This is a genomic window from Nonomuraea sp. NPDC003560 (assembly GCF_042878785.1).
In the GTDB taxonomy this organism is placed as follows: Bacteria; Actinomycetota; Actinomycetes; order Streptosporangiales; family Streptosporangiaceae; genus Nonomuraea.
Map to the genome: position 1 here is coordinate 331147 of NZ_JBIAOF010000009.1, position 16634 is coordinate 347780.

Here is a 16634-nt window from a genome sequence, read left to right on the forward strand (position 1 = left end):
GCAGGTGCGTTCGGTGCGTCGCCGAGATGTGAGGAGGGGAGCCGGTGCGGCCCGCGGAGCTCGACAGGTTGACGGTGGGACAGGCGGCTGACCGCTACGTGGAGCTGGTGGTGGCCAAGACGTCGACGGGCGCGCTGTCCCCGGCCACGGCCGAGGTCTACGCGCGTGACGTGGCCACGCTGGTGGCGCTGGCCGGCGCCGACGTGGTGCTCGACGACCTGACCGGCGAGGACGTCGATGCGATCTTGCTGGCGTTCGCGCGCAAGCCCGACGCGCGGCAGGCGGGCGGGGCGGGGGCGGGGCAGTCGCCGTCCTCGCAGGCCCGGTTCCGGCGGTCGATCTCGGCGTTGTTCAAGCACGCCACCCTGGCCGGGTGGGTGCAGATCAACCCGATGACGGCGGCGACGGTGACGGCCAAGCAGCGGGGCGGGCTGCGTCCGGAGCGGCGGGCGCTGACGCGGGAGCAGGCCCAAGGGCTGATCGGCGCGGCGCGGCAGTTGCGGGAGGCGCCCGAGCAGGAGGGCAAGCGCCGCGACCAGCGCATGCAGTTGCGTGACGCGGTGATCGTGCTGCTGCTGTCGACGGTGGGGCCGCGGGTGTCGGAGCTGGTGCGCGCCAACGTGGAGGACTTCTACACCAACGACGGGGTGCGCTACTGGCGGATCTTCGGCAAGGGCGGCCGTACGCGTGACGTGCCGCTGCCCGACGACGTGGCCGAGGTGTTGCAGGCCTACCTGGCGCGGGGGCGGGGGCAGGTGGCCGGCGCCGACGACGGCAAGGCGCTGCTGCTGTCGTGGCGGGGGCGGCGGCTGGCGCGAGGCGACGTGCAGGCGGTGATCGACCGGGTGCAGCGGCACGTCGATCCCGATCAGCGGCGTTCGGTGACGCCGCACGGGCTGCGGCACACCACGGCCACGCATCTGCTGGCCGACGCGGTCGACATGGACGCGGTGCGGCGGGTGCTGGGGCACAGCGACCTGTCGACGCTGGGGCGCTACCGTGACGAGCTGCCCGGGGAGCTGGAGGTGGCGATGCGGTCGCATCCGCTGTTGCGTGACAAGCCGTCGCGATAGGGCCTCGGCCCGAGGGGGCGATCGGGGTCGTGATGGCGGCCATCGGGTTGGTGATTGGCCGGGGGCGGGCGGGGGCTGGTTAGCTCGGCCGCGTGAACGGACAGATCACCACCGGATGGGTGGACATCGCGGGTATGGCGGCCTACACGGCCCTGCCCGTGGGGGTGCGGCGGCCCGTGGGCGTGCTGGTCGCCGGTGAGATCTTCGGGGTGAGCGGGTACGCGCGGCGGATGGCCGACCGGCTGGCGGGGTTGGGGCATGCGGCCGTCGTGCCCGACTTCAACCACCGGCACGAGCTGCTGCCGTCCCCTGCGGGCTCTTCGGCGGGGCTTGTGCGGGAGGCGGGCGAAGCGGGGGGCGGGGTGACGGTTGCCGTGGATGCGGTGACGGGTGGCCCGGTGGGGCGGGTGGTGGAGTTGCCGGTCGATGCGGCCGGCCGGGAACGGGGGCTGGAGCTGGCCTGGCTGCTGCGCCGGGAGCAGGTGCTGGATGACGCGCGTGCCGCGTCTGAGCACCTGCGGCGCGTGGGCGCCCGGCCCGCCGCGGCGGTCGGGTTCAGCCTGGGCGGGCACGTGGTGTGCTCGGTGGCCGGTGAGCTGGGGTTGGCGGCGGCGATAGCGCTCTACCCGGGCTGGCTGACGGGCACCGAGCTGCCGCTGAGCCGGCCGGAGCCGACGCTGGAGCGGGCCGCGCGGGCGCCGGGGCGGCTGGTGGTGCTGCTCGGCGCCGACGACCCGATCATCGACGGCGCCCAGCAGCGGGCGATCGCCGAGCGGCTGGAGACGGTGGTGTATCCGGGGGCGAGCCACGGGTTCGCCGCCGACGAGCGGGACACCTTCCACCCGGCCGCGGCTCAGGACGCCTGGCGGCGCATCGAGGACGTGCTGGACGAGGTACGCCGCTCCCGTACGAAATGACCCCGGCCCGCACGGTCAGGTGGCGGGCGGGTCAGGTTCGGGCGGGGGTGGCGCGGACGGCCAGGCGGTCGAGGGAGATGCCCAGGACGTCGGCCAGTGAGGCGATGGTGAAGAACGCCGGCGTGGCGATGCGCCCGGTCTCGATCTTGCGGAGGGTCTCGGCGGACATGCCGGCCGCGGCGGCCACCTCGACGATGCTGCGCTCGCCTCGGGCCTGGCGCAGCATGTGGCCGAGCTGCTCGCCGCGCAGCCGCTCCTCGGGGGTCAGCGGGGATCGCACCATGCCGCCCACCTTACACCCGCGGGATACTTATACCGGTATTGTTATCGCCCCCGGGCGGACCTCCGATCCGGCCTCAGGGTCAGGGGATGCGGGACACCTCGGGGAAACGGCTGTCGGGCTCCTGGAACAGGCGGGTGGGCTTGGCCAGCAGGTGCAGGTCGAAGAACGCCCCGACGTAGGCGCGCTGGGCCGCCACCGACCGTTGCGGATCGATCGTGCCGACGAAGTCGGCGACCGGCACCCCGCTCTGCTTCCCATCCTCCTTCCCCTCCCCCGCCTTGGGCAGCGCCGCGGCGATCTGCGGCAGCAGCGCCTGCAGGTCGGTGAACGAGCCGTGCGCGGCGCCCTTGAACCGCAGCTCCCGCTTCCACCCGGTCGAGGCCCGCCAGAACGACTTCCAGCTCGGCTCGCTGTCCCGTGTGTGCGTCTGGGCCGCCAGCTGCAGGAACGGCCTAGCCACGCCGGTGGCGGCGACCGGGCCGACGTAGCCGCCGTCGAGGTTGACCCCGGCGTCCACCCGCGGGTCGTCGTGGACGAGCTGGGCCGCCACCGACCCGCCCAGGGACTGCCCCAGCGCCCCCACCCGCGTCAGGTCGGGCGCGCCGCGCAACCCGGCGGGCATCTTCCCGCCGCCGATGGCCCGTCCCTGCCCCAGGGCCGTGACCTGGTCCAGCACGAACCGCATGTCGGCCAGCCGCGCCCGCGCGTGCCGCTCCAGCAGCGCCTCGATGACACGCGGGGTGAGCTTGGCCGGCAGCGGCAGCGCGCGCACGACCCGCCCGCCGGGGAACTCCACCTGGTCGGCCTCGTAGGTGTGGTCCACGGTGACGACGAGGTAGCCGCGCGAGGCCAGGTCCTGCACGAGCGTGGTGCCCAGCGTGCGCGGCCCGCCGTCGCCGGAGCCGAACAGCACGACGGGCAGCCGGCCCGCGCCGCGCTCGACCGGCGCGCCGGTACGGGCGGCGGTGCGGGTGGCGGCCCAGTCGACGGCGCCCTTGGCGATGCCCATGGGCGGCGCGGAGCGGCGGTCCCAGTCGGCGGCGGCCAGGGGCGCCATGTGGGGGGCGAGCGGCTGCGTGCCGCCCTTGGCCGGGTACCACAGGCTGACCATCAGCTCGCGGTACGGCTTCGACCGCAACAGGGGGTCGCGGCGGGAGCGGTCGACCAGGCGCAGGGCGACGGTTCCCACCGGGTGGGGGCCGCCGGGCGCGGGCAGGGCGACCGTGACCGCCTGCCGCGCCTGCTGTGCCTGCTGTGCCTGCTGTGCCTGTTGCGCGTGCAGGGGGACGGTGACGGGCGTCAGGGTCAGGGCGGCGACGGCCAGAGGGGCCGCGTACGTCTTCACGAGCATGCCGGTGTTCTCCTCGAACGGGACGGAAGGCGGGGGGTGTGGTCCGAGGCTGGCAGGCGGGCTCGCGAGCGGGCCAGCGGCCACGGGCTGACCTGCGGGTACGACTTTCGGATGAGGGGCCGAGATGTTCCTCCTTGCGGAGGATGGGGGGCGCCGGGGCGCGGCCTTTAGGGTGGGCGCATGACTCCGGCCGCCCGCCCGACCGCGCCGCCCCGCTCGATGGTCGACTCAACGATCGACTCGGCGGTCCGCCCAGTGGTTCGTTCGGTGGTTCGTTCGGTGATCGGCTCGGTGATGGGTTCGACGGTCCGCCCAGTGAGCGGCTCGGCAATCGGCTCCGTCATCCGTTCGGCGATCCGTTCGGTGATCGGCTCGATGCCGCCTGTGGCTGCCGACGCGTTGCTGGCTGCTGTGATCTTCGTGGTCACGCTGGGGCCGGGCCGGGTGGTCGAGGGCGGCCCTGCGGTGCTGGCCCTGCAGGTGGCTCTGGTGGCGCCGCTGGCATGGCGGCGGCGCGCCCCGCTGCTGGTGCTGTGCGTGATCGGCGGCGCGGCCGCCCTGCAGTGGGCTATCGACGTGCAGCTTCCGGCCGACGCGGCGCTGCTGGTCGCGCTCTACACGGTGGCGGCCCGCCGCCCGTGGCGGGCGACGCTGGCCGCCGCGTTCGTGCTGGAGGCCGGGGTGGTGGCGGCCGCGGCCCGGTGGGCGCCGCCTGGCCGGATGCCGTTGACGGTGGCGGCGCTGAGCGCGATGTCGGCCGCCGCCCTGGCAGCCGGGCTGTGGACGCGGACCCGGCGGGCCTACGTCGCCTCCCTGGAACGCGACCGCGACCAGCGGGCACGTCTGGCGGTCGCCGAGGAGCGCGCCCGGATGACGCGCGACATGCACGACATCGTCACCCACAACCTGTCGGTCATGGTGGCGCTGGCAGACAGTGCCGCCTACGTCCACGACCGTGCGCCCGGTCAGGCGGTGGCCGCGATGGCGCAGATCGCCGACACCGGCCGCCAGGCGCTGCGCGACATGCGCCGCTCCCTCAGCACCGACCAGGACGCCGACCACGACGCCGACCGAGCCACCGATCCAGCCGCCGACGGAAGCGCCAACCGAGCCGCCGCCGGATCCACCGGTCAGGACGTCGACCGAGGCGTTGACCGAGGCGTTGACCGAGGCATCGGCCAGGGCATCGGCCAGGAGCAGGAGCCGGGCATCGCTCCGCTGCACCCGGCGCCCGGTATCGCCGACCTCGGCCCGCTGGCCGACCGGATGCGCGCCGCCGGCCTGCCGACCCGGCTGCGGGTCGACGGCGACCCCGCCGACGTCCCGGCCGCCGCGCAGCTCACCCTCTACCGGCTGGCTCAGGAGGCGCTGACGAACACGCTGCGGCACGCCCCAGGCGCCCGCGCGCACGTCCGGGTGCACCTGACCCGCCGGCGGGCCGACATCGAGATCACCGACGACGGCGGCCGTCCGGCGCCCCTGCGGCCCGCCGGGCGGGGGCTGGCCGGGATGCGCGAACGCGTCGCCGCCTACGACGGCACCCTGCACGCCGGCCCGGCCCCCGGCGGCGGCTGGCGGGTCGCAGCCGTCCTCGACCTGACCGGCCCGGACACGCGATGAGCCTCGACCTGACCGCCCTCCACCTGACCGGCCCCCACGCGAGCGGCCCGGACGCGCCATGAGCATCGACCTGACCGGCCCGGACGTGCCATGACCATCCGGCTGCTGATCGCCGACGACGAGGCGCTGTTGCGGATGGCCTTCCGCATGGTGCTGGACGCCGAACCCGACCTGCACGTCGCCGGCGAGGCCGCCGACGGCGAACAGGCCGCCCTGCAGGCCCGCCGGCTGCGCCCCGACGTCGTGCTCATGGACGTCCGCATGCCCGGCCTGGACGGCATCGAGGCCACCCGCCGGATCGTCCGCGACTGTCCCGCCTCGAAGGTGCTCATCCTGACCACCTTCGACCTCGACGAGTACGCCTTCGCCGGCCTCAAGGCCGGCGCCGCCGGGTTCCTGCCCAAGAACACCCCGCCCGCCGACCTGCTCAGCGCGATCCGCAACGTCGCCGCGGGCGAGGCCGTCCTGTCGCCGCGCGTCACCCGCCGCCTGCTGGACAGGTTCGCCCCCCAGCTCACCCCCGGCCCCCGCGAAAGGCACCGGCTGCTGGACCTGCTGACCGCCCGCGAGCACGACGTGCTCGTCCAGGTGGCGCGCGGCCTGTCCAACGCCGAGGTCGCCGCCGCCCTGCATCTGGCCGAGGCGACCGTCAAGACGCATCTGAGCCGTGTGCTGCTCAAACTCGGGCTGCGTCACCGCGCCCAGGTCGTGGTGTTCGCCTACGAGAGCGGCCTGATCCGCCCCTCCTCATGACCCCTCTCCGCCCGGTGGACCAGCGCGGCGATCCGGGCGCTGACCTGCCGCCACACCCCCGGCGGGAACCCGTGTCCCATCCCCTCGACCAGCCAGAACTCCGCGCCCGGGATCGCCTGGGCCGTGGCCCGCCCGCCGGCGGGGTCGGCGGCGGCGTCGGCCGCGCCGTGGATCACCAGCGCCGGCACCTCCAGCCGAGACAATCCTTCCCGCCGGTCGCCCGACCCGATCACCGAGGCGGCCTGCCGCAGCATGCCGGCCAGCGACCAGCCGCGGTCCCAGGCCCGCTCGGCCACGGCCCGTACCGCCTCCAGGTCGGCGGCCACGCCGTGGGCGCTCGCGCCGGCCACCATGCGCGCCACGTACAGCTCGCGGGTGGTCGGCGGCGGCCCCGGGACGCCGCGCGCGGCGCCGGGGCGCGCCGGCGGGGGTGTCATGCGGTCGCCGTGCGTGGACATGATCGAGGTGAGCGACCTGACCCGCCCAGGGTGGGCGACGGCGACCGCCTGGGCGATCATGCCGCCCAGCGACGCGCCCACCAGGTGGACGCTGTCCAGGCCCAGGACGTCCAGCAGCCCCACGGTGTCGGCGACCAGATCGTCCAGCGTGTAGGCCAGCGAGGACAGGTCACCGGCCAGCGCCGCGGCGAAGTCCGGCTCGCCGGCGTCGTCGAAGTGGGTGGAGCGCCCGCAGTCACGGCCGTCGAACCGGATCAGCTGCAGGCCGTGCCCGGCCAGCTCGGCGCACAACCCGTCGGGCCAGTTGATCAGTTGCCCGCCCGCCCCCATGATCAGCAGCACGGGCGGCGCGGCCCGGTCGCCCAGCCGCTCGTACACGATGTCCAGCCCGGCCGGCCCGACCCCGGACGCCGTCTCCTCGCCCACTTTCACGCCCACTTTCACGCCCACTTTCACGCCCACTTTCGCCCCTTCCCGGCAGGGACGGAAACTGTCGGCGCCCGTCGCTACCGTGACCGTATGGACGACAGCATCGTCATCACCGGCGCGCGCGTGAACAACCTCAAGAACCTGTCCCTGCGCATCCCCAAGAACCGGCTCGTCGTCTTCACCGGCGTGTCCGGCTCCGGCAAGTCGTCGGTCGTCTTCGACACCGTCGCCGTGGAGTCCCAGCGCCAGCTCAACGAAACCTACTCCTGGTTCGTCCGCAACCGGCTGCCCAAACACGAGAAACCCGAGGCCGAGGCCATCGACAACCTCGGCGCCGCCATCGTCGTCGACCAGAAGCCGGTCGGCGGCAGCTCGCGTTCCACCGTCGGCACCATGACCGACATCCTGCCGATCCTGCGCGTGCTGTTCTCCCGCTACGGCACGCCCAGCGCCGGCTACTCCTACGCCTACTCCTTCAACGACCCCCACGGCATGTGTCCCGGCTGCGACGGCCTCGGCCGGGCCGTCCGCCTCGACCTCGACGCGCTGCTCGACCCGGGCCGGTCCCTCGACGACGGCGCCATCCGCTTCCCGTTGTTCGGGGTCGGCACGTGGCAGTGGCAGATCTACGCCCGTTCCGGCACCTTCGACCCCGCCAAACCCGTCGCCGACTACACGGAGGAAGAGCGCCACCTGCTGCTGCACGGCGGCGGCTTCACCGTCGAGGTCCGCGGCAAGAACGGCACCCTCAACAAGGTCGACTACGAAGGCGTCGCCGACCGTTTCACCCGCCTCTACCTCAAACGCGACCTGTCGGGGCTGAGTGACAAGACCCGAGAGGCGGTCCTGGCCTTCGTCACCGAGGGCACCTGCCCCCAGTGCCGGGGCGCGCGTCTCAACCAGGCGGCCCTGGCCACCATGATCGGCCCCCACAACATCGCCGACCACGCCGCCATGGAGATCACCGACCTCATCGGCGTCCTGACCGGGCTCGGCAACCCCGTCGCCGACACCGCGGCCGCCGCGTTGCGCCGCATCGACCAGATCGGCCTGGGCTACCTCACCCTCGACCGCGAGACCACCACCTTGTCCGGCGGCGAGAGCCAGCGTCTGAAGACCGTCCGCCATCTCGGCTCCAGCCTCACCGGCATGACGTACGTGTTCGACGAGCCCAGCGCCGGCCTCCACCCGGCCGACGTCGGCCGGCTCAACACGCTGTTGCGGGCCCTGCGTGACAAGGGCAACACCGTCCTGGTGGTCGAGCACGACCCGGACGTGATCGCCGTCGCCGACCACGTCATCGATCTCGGGCCGGGAGCCGGTCTGCACGGTGGCACCGTCGTCTACGAGGGCTCCGTCGAAGGGCTGGCGCGCTCCGGCACCCTGACCGGCCGCCACCTGCGGGCCCGTACCCCGCTCAAGAGCGCCGTGCGCCGCCCGACCGGGCACCTGACTATCACCGACGCCGCCCTGCACAACCTCGACCATCTCACCCTCGACGTGCCGACCGGTGTGCTGACCTGCGTCACCGGAGTCGCGGGGTCCGGCAAGTCGACTCTCATCGGCGAGGTGTTCACCGCCCAGCATCCCGGCTCGGTCATCGTCGATCAGGGGGCCGTCGCCGTCTCGGCCCGCTCCAGCCCGGCGTCCTTCATCGGTGTCCTGGAGCCGGTCCGCCGTCTGTTCGCCCGCGCCGGCGGCACCCAGCCGGGCCTGTTCAGCTACAACTCCACCGGCGCCTGCCCCGCCTGCGAGGGCCGCGGCGTCATCCACACCGACCTGGCGTTCATGGACCCGGTCACCGCCGTGTGCGAGATGTGCGGCGGCAGCCGCTACAACCCCGAGGCCCTGCGGCACCGGCTGCGCGGGCACACCATCGTCGACGTCCTGGCCCTGACCGCCGAGCAGGCCGCCGCGTTCTTCACCGAACCGGCCATCCGCGACCGCGTCACCACGCTGGTCGACGTCGGCCTGGGCTATCTCACCCTCGGCCAGCCCACCTCCACGCTGTCGGGCGGCGAACGCCAGCGGATGAAACTGGCCGGCGAGCTCACCAAGACGGGCGCGGTCTACGTCCTGGACGAGCCCACCACCGGCCTGCACCTGTCGGACGTCGACACCCTGATCGACCTGCTCGACCGCATCGTCGACGCCGGCAACACGGTCATCGTGGTCGAACACCACATGCAGATGGTCAAACGGGCTGACTGGGTCATCGATCTGGGGCCGGGCGGCGGCAAACACGGCGGCCGCCTGATGTTCCAGGGCACCCCCGCCGACCTGCTGACCGCTTCGGGGTCCCGTACCGCCGAGCATCTGGCGGCCGCGCTTGCCTGACCGGCCGCGGGAGGGGTGGGGCTGATCGTGCCGGGGGCGGCACGATCAGCCCGTGGTCAGCCCAGTGTCAGCCCCAGTGTCAGCCCCACTGTCAGCCCTGGGGTTGCTCCGCCGGGCAGCCGATGCCCTTGGCGGGTACGGACGCCGAGATCAGGTAGCTGTCCATGGCGGCCGTGGTGCAGGTGGTCATGCCGTAGACGCCGTGGCCCCAGCCGTCGTAGGTGAGCAGGGTGGCCTTGGGGCCCAGCTGACGGGCCACGTTGGCCGACCACGCGTACGGCGTGTCGGGGTCGTGCCTGGAGGTGGCCACCAGCAGCGGCGTGCTGCCCTTGTACCGCAGCGGGTGCTGGGGGTTGTTGACCGGATGGCCCTGGCAGATCGGCATGTCGCCCATCGGCATCGGGTTGTAGCGCATGTCGGGGGGCACCGCGTTGGAGGCGCGCATCACCTCGGCGTACTCGGCGTAGCCCCGCAGCGACAGGTTCCAGTCCTGGCACAAGATCGCGGTGGGCAGTTCGGCGTACTGGCCGTTCACCGGCCAGTTGCCGGGAGGGCCGGGCATGTCCTCGGGCACCGGGCCGCCCGCCAGCGCGAGCAGCACCTTGGCCTCCAGCCGCCAGGCGGGCGCCTCGTTGAGCACCACGCCCAGCCACTGCAGGTTGTGCGCGCTCACCGGCCGGCCGTCGCCCGGCCACAACAGCTGACCGCGGCCCGCCTTGGCCAGCAGCCCCTTCCACAACGCCCGGATGTCGCGGCCGCGCAGGACGCAGTCGCTGTCACGGGCGCACCAGGCGATGAACTCCTCGAAGCTGTCCTGGACGGTGGCGGCCTCGCTCACCTGGAACGCCTTGACGTCCAGGCTGTGGTCCATGTTGCTGTCCAGCACCATGGCGCGGATCCGGCCCGGGAACAGCTCGGCGTACATCTGCTGGGCCAGCGTGCCGTAGGAGACGCCGTAGGAGGTCAGTTTGTCCTCACCCAGCGCGGCGCGGATGGCGTCCATGTCGCGGGCCACGTTGACCGAGTCGAGGTGGTCGTACAGGGGGCCGGTGAGCTTGCGGCAGTCGGCGCGCAGCCTGTTGTCGAAGGCGACCCACGTCAGGTAGTCGGCCTGGCTGGTCATGACCGGGTAGGGCATCTGGTTGTACACCGAGGCCGAGCAGGTCACCGAGCGGCTGCGGGCGACGCCGCGGGGGTCGTAGCCGACGATGTCGAAGCGCCGCTGGATGTCCTGGCTGAAGCCGGAGGGGCGCAGGATGTCGTTCACGCCGGAGTTGCCGGGCCCGCCGGGGTTGGTCAGCAGGGAGCCGATCCGCGCCGACGGGGCGGTGGCCTTGCGGCGGGCCAGGGCCAGGTCGACGGTCGGCCCGTCGGGCTCGGACCAGTCGATGGGCACGGCCAGCGTGCCGCACTCGACGGTGGGTTCTTCCTCGCACGGCCCCCAGGTGATGCCGCGCTTGCCGACGGCATCCGTGACGTCCTGCCGGGTCACCGCCGCGCCGGCCGTCCCCGCCATGGGGACGGCTAACAGCGTCGCCATCGCCATGAGGGCGGCTGCGAGCAGGGATGTTCTTCTCAGCACATTGCTCCTATCGTCGATCGGCACGTCGATCGGCGGGCGGGGCTGCTCGCACGGCGCGTATCGGGCCCCCTGGCCTGGCCGCGGAGCGTCTCCCGTCCTGCCTCAGCGGTCTGTTGCGGGGCCGCTGCCGTGCCTCTCCTTGATCACGACTCGGAATCTAACAGGCGAAGGCCGCGCCGGTGGACATTACGTCAGAATCTGGACAAATGCGGGTGCGGGGTGGCAGAGCCCGCACGGCCGGAAACCCGCCGCCGAGCCGGGGCCGGCGAGAGCTGGAACGGAATCCGGCGTCAACGGGGTCTCCCGGGCCGGTGGCCCCCTCGCGTCAGGGGCCCCGGACGTGGAACACGCCAGATTCCGTTCGCCGCGTGCGGGTCAGGCGCCGGTGATCGCCCTGTCCGAGCGCAGGGTCTCGGTCCGGGTCCGCAGGAACGTGCGCAGGGTCTCCGCCTCGGCGTCGACCTCGGCGGTGTCGGCGCCGTCGTTCAGCTTGTAGGCGGCGACGAGGTCGTCGAGCAGGCCGGAGGCGGCGCCGCTGCCCAGCAGCTTGGTGTACAGGGCGCGGTACTGCCCCTCGTACATCTTCTTGAAGGTGGCGTTCTTGAGGAACTTCTCCTTCAGGGGGTGGCTCATGCCCATCATGCCGCCACCGGGACGCCCCTGCCCGCCGCCGGGCGGGGTCAGGCCCTGAGGCGGCTGCCCCTGCCGGGGTTGCACCGGCAGGGTCTGCGTCTGGCCCTGCGTCTGGCCCTGCGTCTGGGGCTGTGTCTGGCCCTGCTGCTGGTTCTGCTGGGGACGTCCAGGGCCGAAGCCGCCCATCCCGATCGTGTCGTGCACGCCGCTCTTGGCGTCGCCGTTGAAGGCGAGGTTGAGGTCCCAGGTGATGACCTTGAACTTCCTGGTGGCCGTGTCGTACCACAGGTAGTAGTTCTTGCCGGGGCCGGCCATGTCGTCGAAGTTGACCATGATGTGCTGCAGGGCCAGGTAGCGGGCGAACGAGGTCACGTCCAGGCGGTCGGCCAGGCCCTCGGCGAACTCGGCGTCGGAGGCTTCGCCCGTCCACCTGACCAGGTCGATGACCGGCTGCAGGTCCTTGCCGCCGACCTTGTTGATCTGCTTGAAGTCGCCGGTGTACTCGGTCTGGTCCTCGCCCTTGTAGGTGAAGGAGCCGGTGGCCAGCGACTTGTACAGCACCCCGTCGCCGAGTTCCGCCGCGTAGCCCTCGTCCAGGTACTCCACCACCAGGCGCGGAGCGGACGCGCGGCCGTTGACGGTGAAGGAACTGTAGGCCGAGCGCTGGGTCGGCTCGCCGGAGGCGCCGACCAGCGCGATGCCGAGCGCTTCGTTCAGCATCGTCGTCGAGCCCATCGCGGCCGGCCGTACGGCGACCTGGGTGCGCCCCTGGTAGCGGCGGCCCGCCACGAACTCGTCGAAGCTGATCAGCCAGGGCAGCTTCTCCGGCTCCTCGGCCTTCAAGGAGGCGCCGGGCATGCCGCCGCCCAAAGGCCCGCCCTCGCCCTGCGGCCGCCCGTTCTGGGGTTGCCCGTTCTGGGGTTGCCCGTTGCCGGGCGGCTGGAAGCCGCCGGGCACGGCCCGCCGCTTGGACTGCCCCTTCCAGGTCAGCTGCCCCAGCGTGGAGTTGCCCTTGAGACGGACGCCGACGCTCGGGACGCGGGTGCCGTCGATCGTCAGGTCGGCTTCGAGGTACTTCTTCTCGCCGTCCTTGAAGTACTCGCTCAGCATGTCCTGGTAGGCCTCGTCGGTGAAGGTGAGCTTCACCTCGTGCGCGGTGGAGGCGTCGAACAGGTCCTTGGTGCCGGTCAGGTTCGTGGTGACGGTCCTGGCCTCGGCGGCCTGGGCGGTGGTGACGTACGGACGGATCGTGCCGCTGCCGAAGACGCCCCAGCAGGCGGCCAGGAACGCCGCGCACAGCGCGACGAGCCTCCAGTTCTGCCGGAGCCTGACGGGGACACGGTGCTTGAGCCGCTTGGTCTGTGCCATGTGCCGGGCCTACAGGTCGCTCTGGTCGTACCCGGTCAGGACGGTGACCGACTGGCCGTGGTTGCGCTCGCGCAGGGCGGAGATCAGGTCGCCCGGCTCACCACCCTTCTTGATCTTGACGGTGTACATGAGCTCGGTGAGCGCGCCCGCCCTGATCGACTCCATGCTGACCAGCTCGAACTCGTCGGTGTGCCGGACGAGCACGTCCTGGATCGAGGCGGCCAGGTCCTCCTCCGAAGGGACCTGGACCTTCACGACCTGACGCCGCACGTCCAGCTGGAACCAGTCGAACCGGTGCATGACCATGACGATCAGCGAGATGGCGACGGCGGCGACGACGCCCAGCAGGTAGAAGCGGGTGCCGACGGCCATGCCGACGCCCATCACCAGGAAGATGAACCCGACGTCGCGGGTCTCCTTGATGGCGTTGCGGAACCGCACCACCGACAGGGCGCCGACCAGGGCGAAGGCACGGGCGATGTTGGACCCGACGACCAGCATGATCAACGAGATCAGCATGCCCAGGACGACCAGCGTCTGGACATAGGACTGGCTGTAGGACACGTTGCGGTGCGTGGCCCGGTACACCCAGCCGATCATGGCGCTGAGCACGAACGACAGGGCCATCGCGACGGCGATGTCAGCCACGCTGAACGTGCCGGACAGGTCCTGGAAGGAGAAGTCCATCGGGGTCATGCCTCCGGAAGAACGGTCGAGGGGACGAGATCGTGGTCGGGAACGTGGAAGATCGAGCGCGGCGCCAGCCCGTGGGCCTCGACGCTCTGGCAGTACTTGGAGACCCGCACCACCTGCAGGTTCCGCTTGGCGGTCAGATCGGTCAGCCAGTACGGCACGCGCTCGTCGGCCTTGACCTCCACGATCGACTTGCCGGCCGGGACGATGAGCCGGTTCTCGGCGTCGGCGCCGAGGTGGAAGTCCCGGTCACGGCCGCGGATATGCCGGTCGAACGTCACCCGCAGGCCCACGTCGGCGTCGCGGCCGAGGTAGGCGTGCCGCTGGTAGCCGGTCATCGCGACGGGCCGCAGGTCCAGGCGCAGCACCAGGTCGAGCACCTCCTCCAGGAAGGCCCGCTGGGACGGGTCGTGCCCGACCATCTGCCGCCCGTCGCACAGGCGCAGCGCGTCGGCGTACGCAAGAGACACCCGCCGCTTCTGGGTGACCCGGTTGACCCGCTGCTTGATCTCGACGAACACCGGCGTGGCGCCGTCCACACAGAAGCGGTCGCCGTAGTGGCGCACCCGCAGCTTCCTGCGGAACTTCAGCCCTTCGATCTTCTCCCAGTAGAAGCGCAACTGCCGGGTGTCGTAGTAGACGCTCCAGACGCCGTAGCCCGCCTCGCCGCTGTGCTGGTCGCGATCGAGCCGCTGCTCGATCTCCTCCCGCAGCGCGACCGCCTCCCAGGCGTCCACGAGGTACTTGATCTCGTAGCGGTTGAAGGCGTGCAGCTTGCTGGGGGCCCGCAGCCGGTGGCCCTGGTCACCGACCGCCTCCGACGGCGGCTGACCGGCCTGCTCAGCTGCGGAAACGGCTGGTTCGCGGAACCTTTTCAGCAATGTCCCTCCTTTCGTCGGCACACATCTGACCGCACGAAGCTGGGAGCAATGTGTGAACCGCGCCTGACGAGAGGATGAACGGCCGGGGCGTTCAGCCGTCGCGAGGCTGCTCAAGAGGCAGCAGCACACGGAAGGCGGTGCCGCGGCCCGGAACGCTGGTCACCTCGATCCGGCCGTCGTGCGCCTGCACGAGCGCCGCGGCGATGGCCAGGCCCAGCCCCGTTCCACCACTGTCACGGGAACGGCCGGGATCGGCCCGGTAGAAGCGGTCGAACACGTGCGGCAGATGACCGGCCTCGATGCCCTGCCCTTCGTCGCGCACCTCGACCAGCGCGGCCCTGACGTGCGCAGCGGGCCCATCGCCGGCGTGCACCACCCCGGCCGCGGGAACCCCGGCCACGGCGCGAGGGGCCACCTCCACCCGGATCTCCGCCTCCGCAGCCGTGTGCCGCATCGCGTTGCCGACCAGGTTGGCGATGACCTGGTGCAGCCGATGTTCGTCGCCCAGCACGAACACCGGCTCGGCGGAGACGACCAGCCGGATCGACCGCTCGCGGTCGCGCGCCTGGGCGGCATGGACGACATCCCCGGCCAGCACGTGCACATCCACGACGGTGGGCGCCAAGGCGGGCTCCTGGTCCAGCCGGGCCAGCAGCAGCATGTCCTCCACCAGGACGCCCATGCGTTCGGCCTCTGCCTCGATCCTGCGCAGCAGCCGCTCGGCCACCGCGTCCCGCGGGCCCTGACCGTGATGGTAGAGCTCGGCGAAGCCCCGGATGGAGGTGAGCGGGGTGCGCAGCTCATGGGAGGCGTCGGCGACGAAACGGCGCAGCCGCTGTTCCGACTCCCGGCGGGCGCGCAGAGCGGCCGACAGCCGCTCCAGCATCGTGTTGAGCGTCTGGCCGAGCCGCCCGATCTCGGTGCGCGGATCGGCATCGGCGACCCTCCGGTCCAGATCGCCGGCGGAGATCGCCCGCGCCGTGCGTTCGACGCGCGTGAGCGGGCGCAGGCCCAGCCGCACCACCGCCCAGGCCACGGCGCCCAGCAGCACGAGCACCAACGCTCCCGCGCCGGCCTCGATGACCAGCAACTGCCGCACGGTGGCCCGGTTGGCCTCCAGCGACATCGACAAGGCGACGCGCTCGCCGTTCGGCAACTGCCTGAGCAGCACCCGCCAGTCCTCCCGCCCGCTCCGGTCCTGCACGGTGAACGGCCGGTACGGCACCGACCTGACCACCTCGGCCGGGACCTGCGGGCCGCCCGTCGCGTCCGCGGGGATCAGCCGGGCCAATCGCCCTGCACGGTCGTAGACGGCGATCCGGAACTGGGTCGGCAACTGGACGCTCCCGGGCGGCGGCGCAGGCCCGATCGGCGGCCGGCGGGCGGAGGTGGTCGCGGAGAACTCGGCCAGCTGCGCGTCCACGCGCGACAGCAGCGACTGCTCCAGCATCACGGTGCCGGCGACCGCGAAGACGGCCAGCCCCGCCGCCGCCAGGCCTAGCAGAGCCACCAGCAGCCGCAGCCGCAGCGGCCACGGACGGCGGGCCACCCTCACGACGTGCTCTGCAGCCGGTAACCCACGCCGCGCAGCGTGTGGATCAGCGGCGGGCCACCGGCGTCGATCTTCCGCCGCAGGTAGCTGATGTAGGACTCGACGATCCTGCTCTCGCCGTCGAAGTCGAAGTCCCACACGCGGTCGAGGATCTGCGCCTTGCTGACCACCCGACCCGCGTTGATCATCAGATACCTGAGCAGGCTGAACTCCGTCGGCGACAGGTGGATCTGCCGCCCGGCCCGACGCACGGTATGAGCCTGTTCGTCCAGCTCCAGGTCCGCGCACCGCAGGACGCCGTCGTCGGCCTGCTCCTCCGGCGGGCGCGTCCTGCGCAGGATCGCCCGCAACCTCAGCACGACCTCCTCCAAGCTGAAGGGCTTGGCCACGTAGTCGTCGCCGCCGGCGGTCAGCCCCGCGATCCGGTCGGGCACCGCGTCCTTGGCGGTCAGGAAGAGCACCAGAGGGCTGTCACCGGCCTCGCCAAGCCTGCGCGCCACCGTGAACCCGTCCAGGCCGGGCATCATCACGTCCAGCACGATGATGTCCGGCCGCTCCCGGGCCACCTCCTCCAGCGCCCGGCGGCCGTCCGAGACCGTCCGCACGGCGAAGCCGTTCAGCTCCAGGGCCTCCGACAGCAGCTCGCGGATGTTCGGCTCGTCGTCGACCACCAGCACTTTCGCGGCGGATTGTTCGCTCACCAC

Annotated in this window: 15 protein-coding genes; 5 read left to right on the forward strand and 10 right to left on the reverse strand. The window is 72.3% G+C overall.

Annotated elements, in window-relative coordinates; translation table 11 throughout:
- The first annotated feature begins 44 nt into the window (after positions 1-44).
- Positions 45-1073: a tyrosine-type recombinase/integrase gene (locus tag ACFYUV_RS32800; RefSeq protein WP_387675241.1), complete on the forward strand. Its 1029-nt coding sequence runs from the start codon at positions 45-47 to the stop codon at positions 1071-1073.
- Positions 1074-1165: 92 nt separating this feature from the next.
- Positions 1166-1990 (forward strand): dienelactone hydrolase family protein, encoded by an 825-nt coding sequence (locus ACFYUV_RS32805; protein WP_387675244.1) that lies wholly within the window; start codon positions 1166-1168, stop codon positions 1988-1990.
- Positions 1991-2021: 31 nt separating this feature from the next.
- On the opposite strand, the gene ACFYUV_RS32810 is transcribed toward ACFYUV_RS32805, so the two are convergent.
- The 3 genes from ACFYUV_RS32810 to ACFYUV_RS32820 all read right to left on the reverse strand — a co-directional run bounded on the left by ACFYUV_RS32810 (position 2022) and on the right by ACFYUV_RS32820 (position 4052).
- Entirely contained in the window at positions 2022-2273 is a 252-nt protein-coding gene (locus ACFYUV_RS32810) for a helix-turn-helix transcriptional regulator (RefSeq protein WP_358286695.1), read from the reverse strand.
- Positions 2274-2352: 79 nt separating this feature from the next.
- Entirely contained in the window at positions 2353-3624 is a 1272-nt protein-coding gene (locus ACFYUV_RS32815; RefSeq protein WP_387675247.1) for an alpha/beta hydrolase family protein, read from the reverse strand.
- A gap of 167 nt (positions 3625-3791) precedes the next feature.
- Positions 3792-4052, reverse strand: coding sequence for a hypothetical protein (locus ACFYUV_RS32820; RefSeq protein ID WP_387675250.1), 261 nt, complete (start codon positions 4050-4052; stop codon positions 3792-3794).
- On the opposite strand from ACFYUV_RS32820, the gene ACFYUV_RS32825 reads away from it, so the two are divergent.
- Positions 4036-5244: a sensor histidine kinase gene (locus ACFYUV_RS32825; RefSeq protein ID WP_387675253.1), complete on the forward strand. Its 1209-nt coding sequence runs from the start codon at positions 4036-4038 to the stop codon at positions 5242-5244. The two genes, ACFYUV_RS32820 and ACFYUV_RS32825, sit on opposite strands and share 17 nt — an antisense overlap.
- A gap of 90 nt (positions 5245-5334) precedes the next feature.
- Positions 5335-5997, forward strand: a complete 663-nt coding sequence (locus ACFYUV_RS32830) for a response regulator (RefSeq protein ID WP_387675256.1) — start codon at positions 5335-5337, stop codon at positions 5995-5997.
- Here ACFYUV_RS32830 and ACFYUV_RS32835 read toward each other — a convergent pair.
- Positions 5964-6917, reverse strand: coding sequence for an alpha/beta fold hydrolase (locus tag ACFYUV_RS32835; protein ID WP_387675258.1), 954 nt, complete (start codon positions 6915-6917; stop codon positions 5964-5966). The two genes, ACFYUV_RS32830 and ACFYUV_RS32835, sit on opposite strands and share 34 nt — an antisense overlap.
- A gap of 57 nt (positions 6918-6974) precedes the next feature.
- On the opposite strand from ACFYUV_RS32835, the gene ACFYUV_RS32840 reads away from it, so the two are divergent.
- Entirely contained in the window at positions 6975-9221 is a 2247-nt protein-coding gene (locus tag ACFYUV_RS32840; protein ID WP_387675261.1) for an ATP-binding cassette domain-containing protein, read from the forward strand.
- Between the two features lie 91 nt (positions 9222-9312).
- Here the strand turns inward: ACFYUV_RS32840 and ACFYUV_RS32845 are convergent, their stop codons facing one another.
- The 6 genes from ACFYUV_RS32845 to ACFYUV_RS32870 form a co-directional block, all read right to left on the reverse strand.
- Positions 9313-10803 (reverse strand): alpha/beta fold hydrolase, encoded by a 1491-nt coding sequence (locus ACFYUV_RS32845; protein WP_387675264.1) that lies wholly within the window; start codon positions 10801-10803, stop codon positions 9313-9315.
- A gap of 375 nt (positions 10804-11178) precedes the next feature.
- Complete coding sequence (locus tag ACFYUV_RS32850; RefSeq protein WP_387675266.1) at positions 11179-12804, reverse strand: CotH kinase family protein; 1626 nt, start codon at positions 12802-12804, stop codon at positions 11179-11181.
- Between the two features lie 9 nt (positions 12805-12813).
- Positions 12814-13500 carry a DUF4956 domain-containing protein gene (locus ACFYUV_RS32855; RefSeq protein ID WP_387675269.1) on the reverse strand — a complete coding sequence of 229 codons (687 nt, stop codon included), beginning with the start codon at positions 13498-13500 and terminating at the stop codon, positions 12814-12816.
- Positions 13497-14378, reverse strand: coding sequence for a polyphosphate polymerase domain-containing protein (locus tag ACFYUV_RS32860; protein ID WP_387675272.1), 882 nt, complete (start codon positions 14376-14378; stop codon positions 13497-13499). The genes ACFYUV_RS32855 and ACFYUV_RS32860 overlap by 4 nt, the downstream gene beginning before the upstream one ends.
- A 91-nt stretch (positions 14379-14469) precedes the next feature.
- Positions 14470-15933: a sensor histidine kinase gene (locus ACFYUV_RS32865; protein WP_387675275.1), complete on the reverse strand. Its 1464-nt coding sequence runs from the start codon at positions 15931-15933 to the stop codon at positions 14470-14472.
- On the reverse strand, positions 15930-16631 hold the full coding sequence (locus ACFYUV_RS32870) for a response regulator transcription factor (RefSeq protein WP_387675278.1): 702 nt from the start codon (positions 16629-16631) through the stop codon (positions 15930-15932). Before ACFYUV_RS32870 ends, ACFYUV_RS32865 begins: the two co-directional genes overlap by 4 nt.
- Positions 16632-16634: the final 3 nt, after the last annotated feature.

Coding starts and splice junctions, on each gene's coding strand:
- ACFYUV_RS32810 (WP_358286695.1), bottom strand. CDS start 2,273: ATGGTGCGATCCCCGCTGACCCCCGAGGAGCGGCTGCGCGGCGAGCAG.
- ACFYUV_RS32815 (WP_387675247.1), bottom strand. CDS start 3,624: ATGCTCGTGAAGACGTACGCGGCCCCTCTGGCCGTCGCCGCCCTGACC.
- ACFYUV_RS32830 (WP_387675256.1), top strand. CDS start 5,335: ATGACCATCCGGCTGCTGATCGCCGACGACGAGGCGCTGTTGCGGATG.
- ACFYUV_RS32840 (WP_387675261.1), top strand. CDS start 6,975: ATGGACGACAGCATCGTCATCACCGGCGCGCGCGTGAACAACCTCAAG.
- ACFYUV_RS32850 (WP_387675266.1), bottom strand. CDS start 12,804: ATGGCACAGACCAAGCGGCTCAAGCACCGTGTCCCCGTCAGGCTCCGG.
- ACFYUV_RS32855 (WP_387675269.1), bottom strand. CDS start 13,500: ATGACCCCGATGGACTTCTCCTTCCAGGACCTGTCCGGCACGTTCAGC.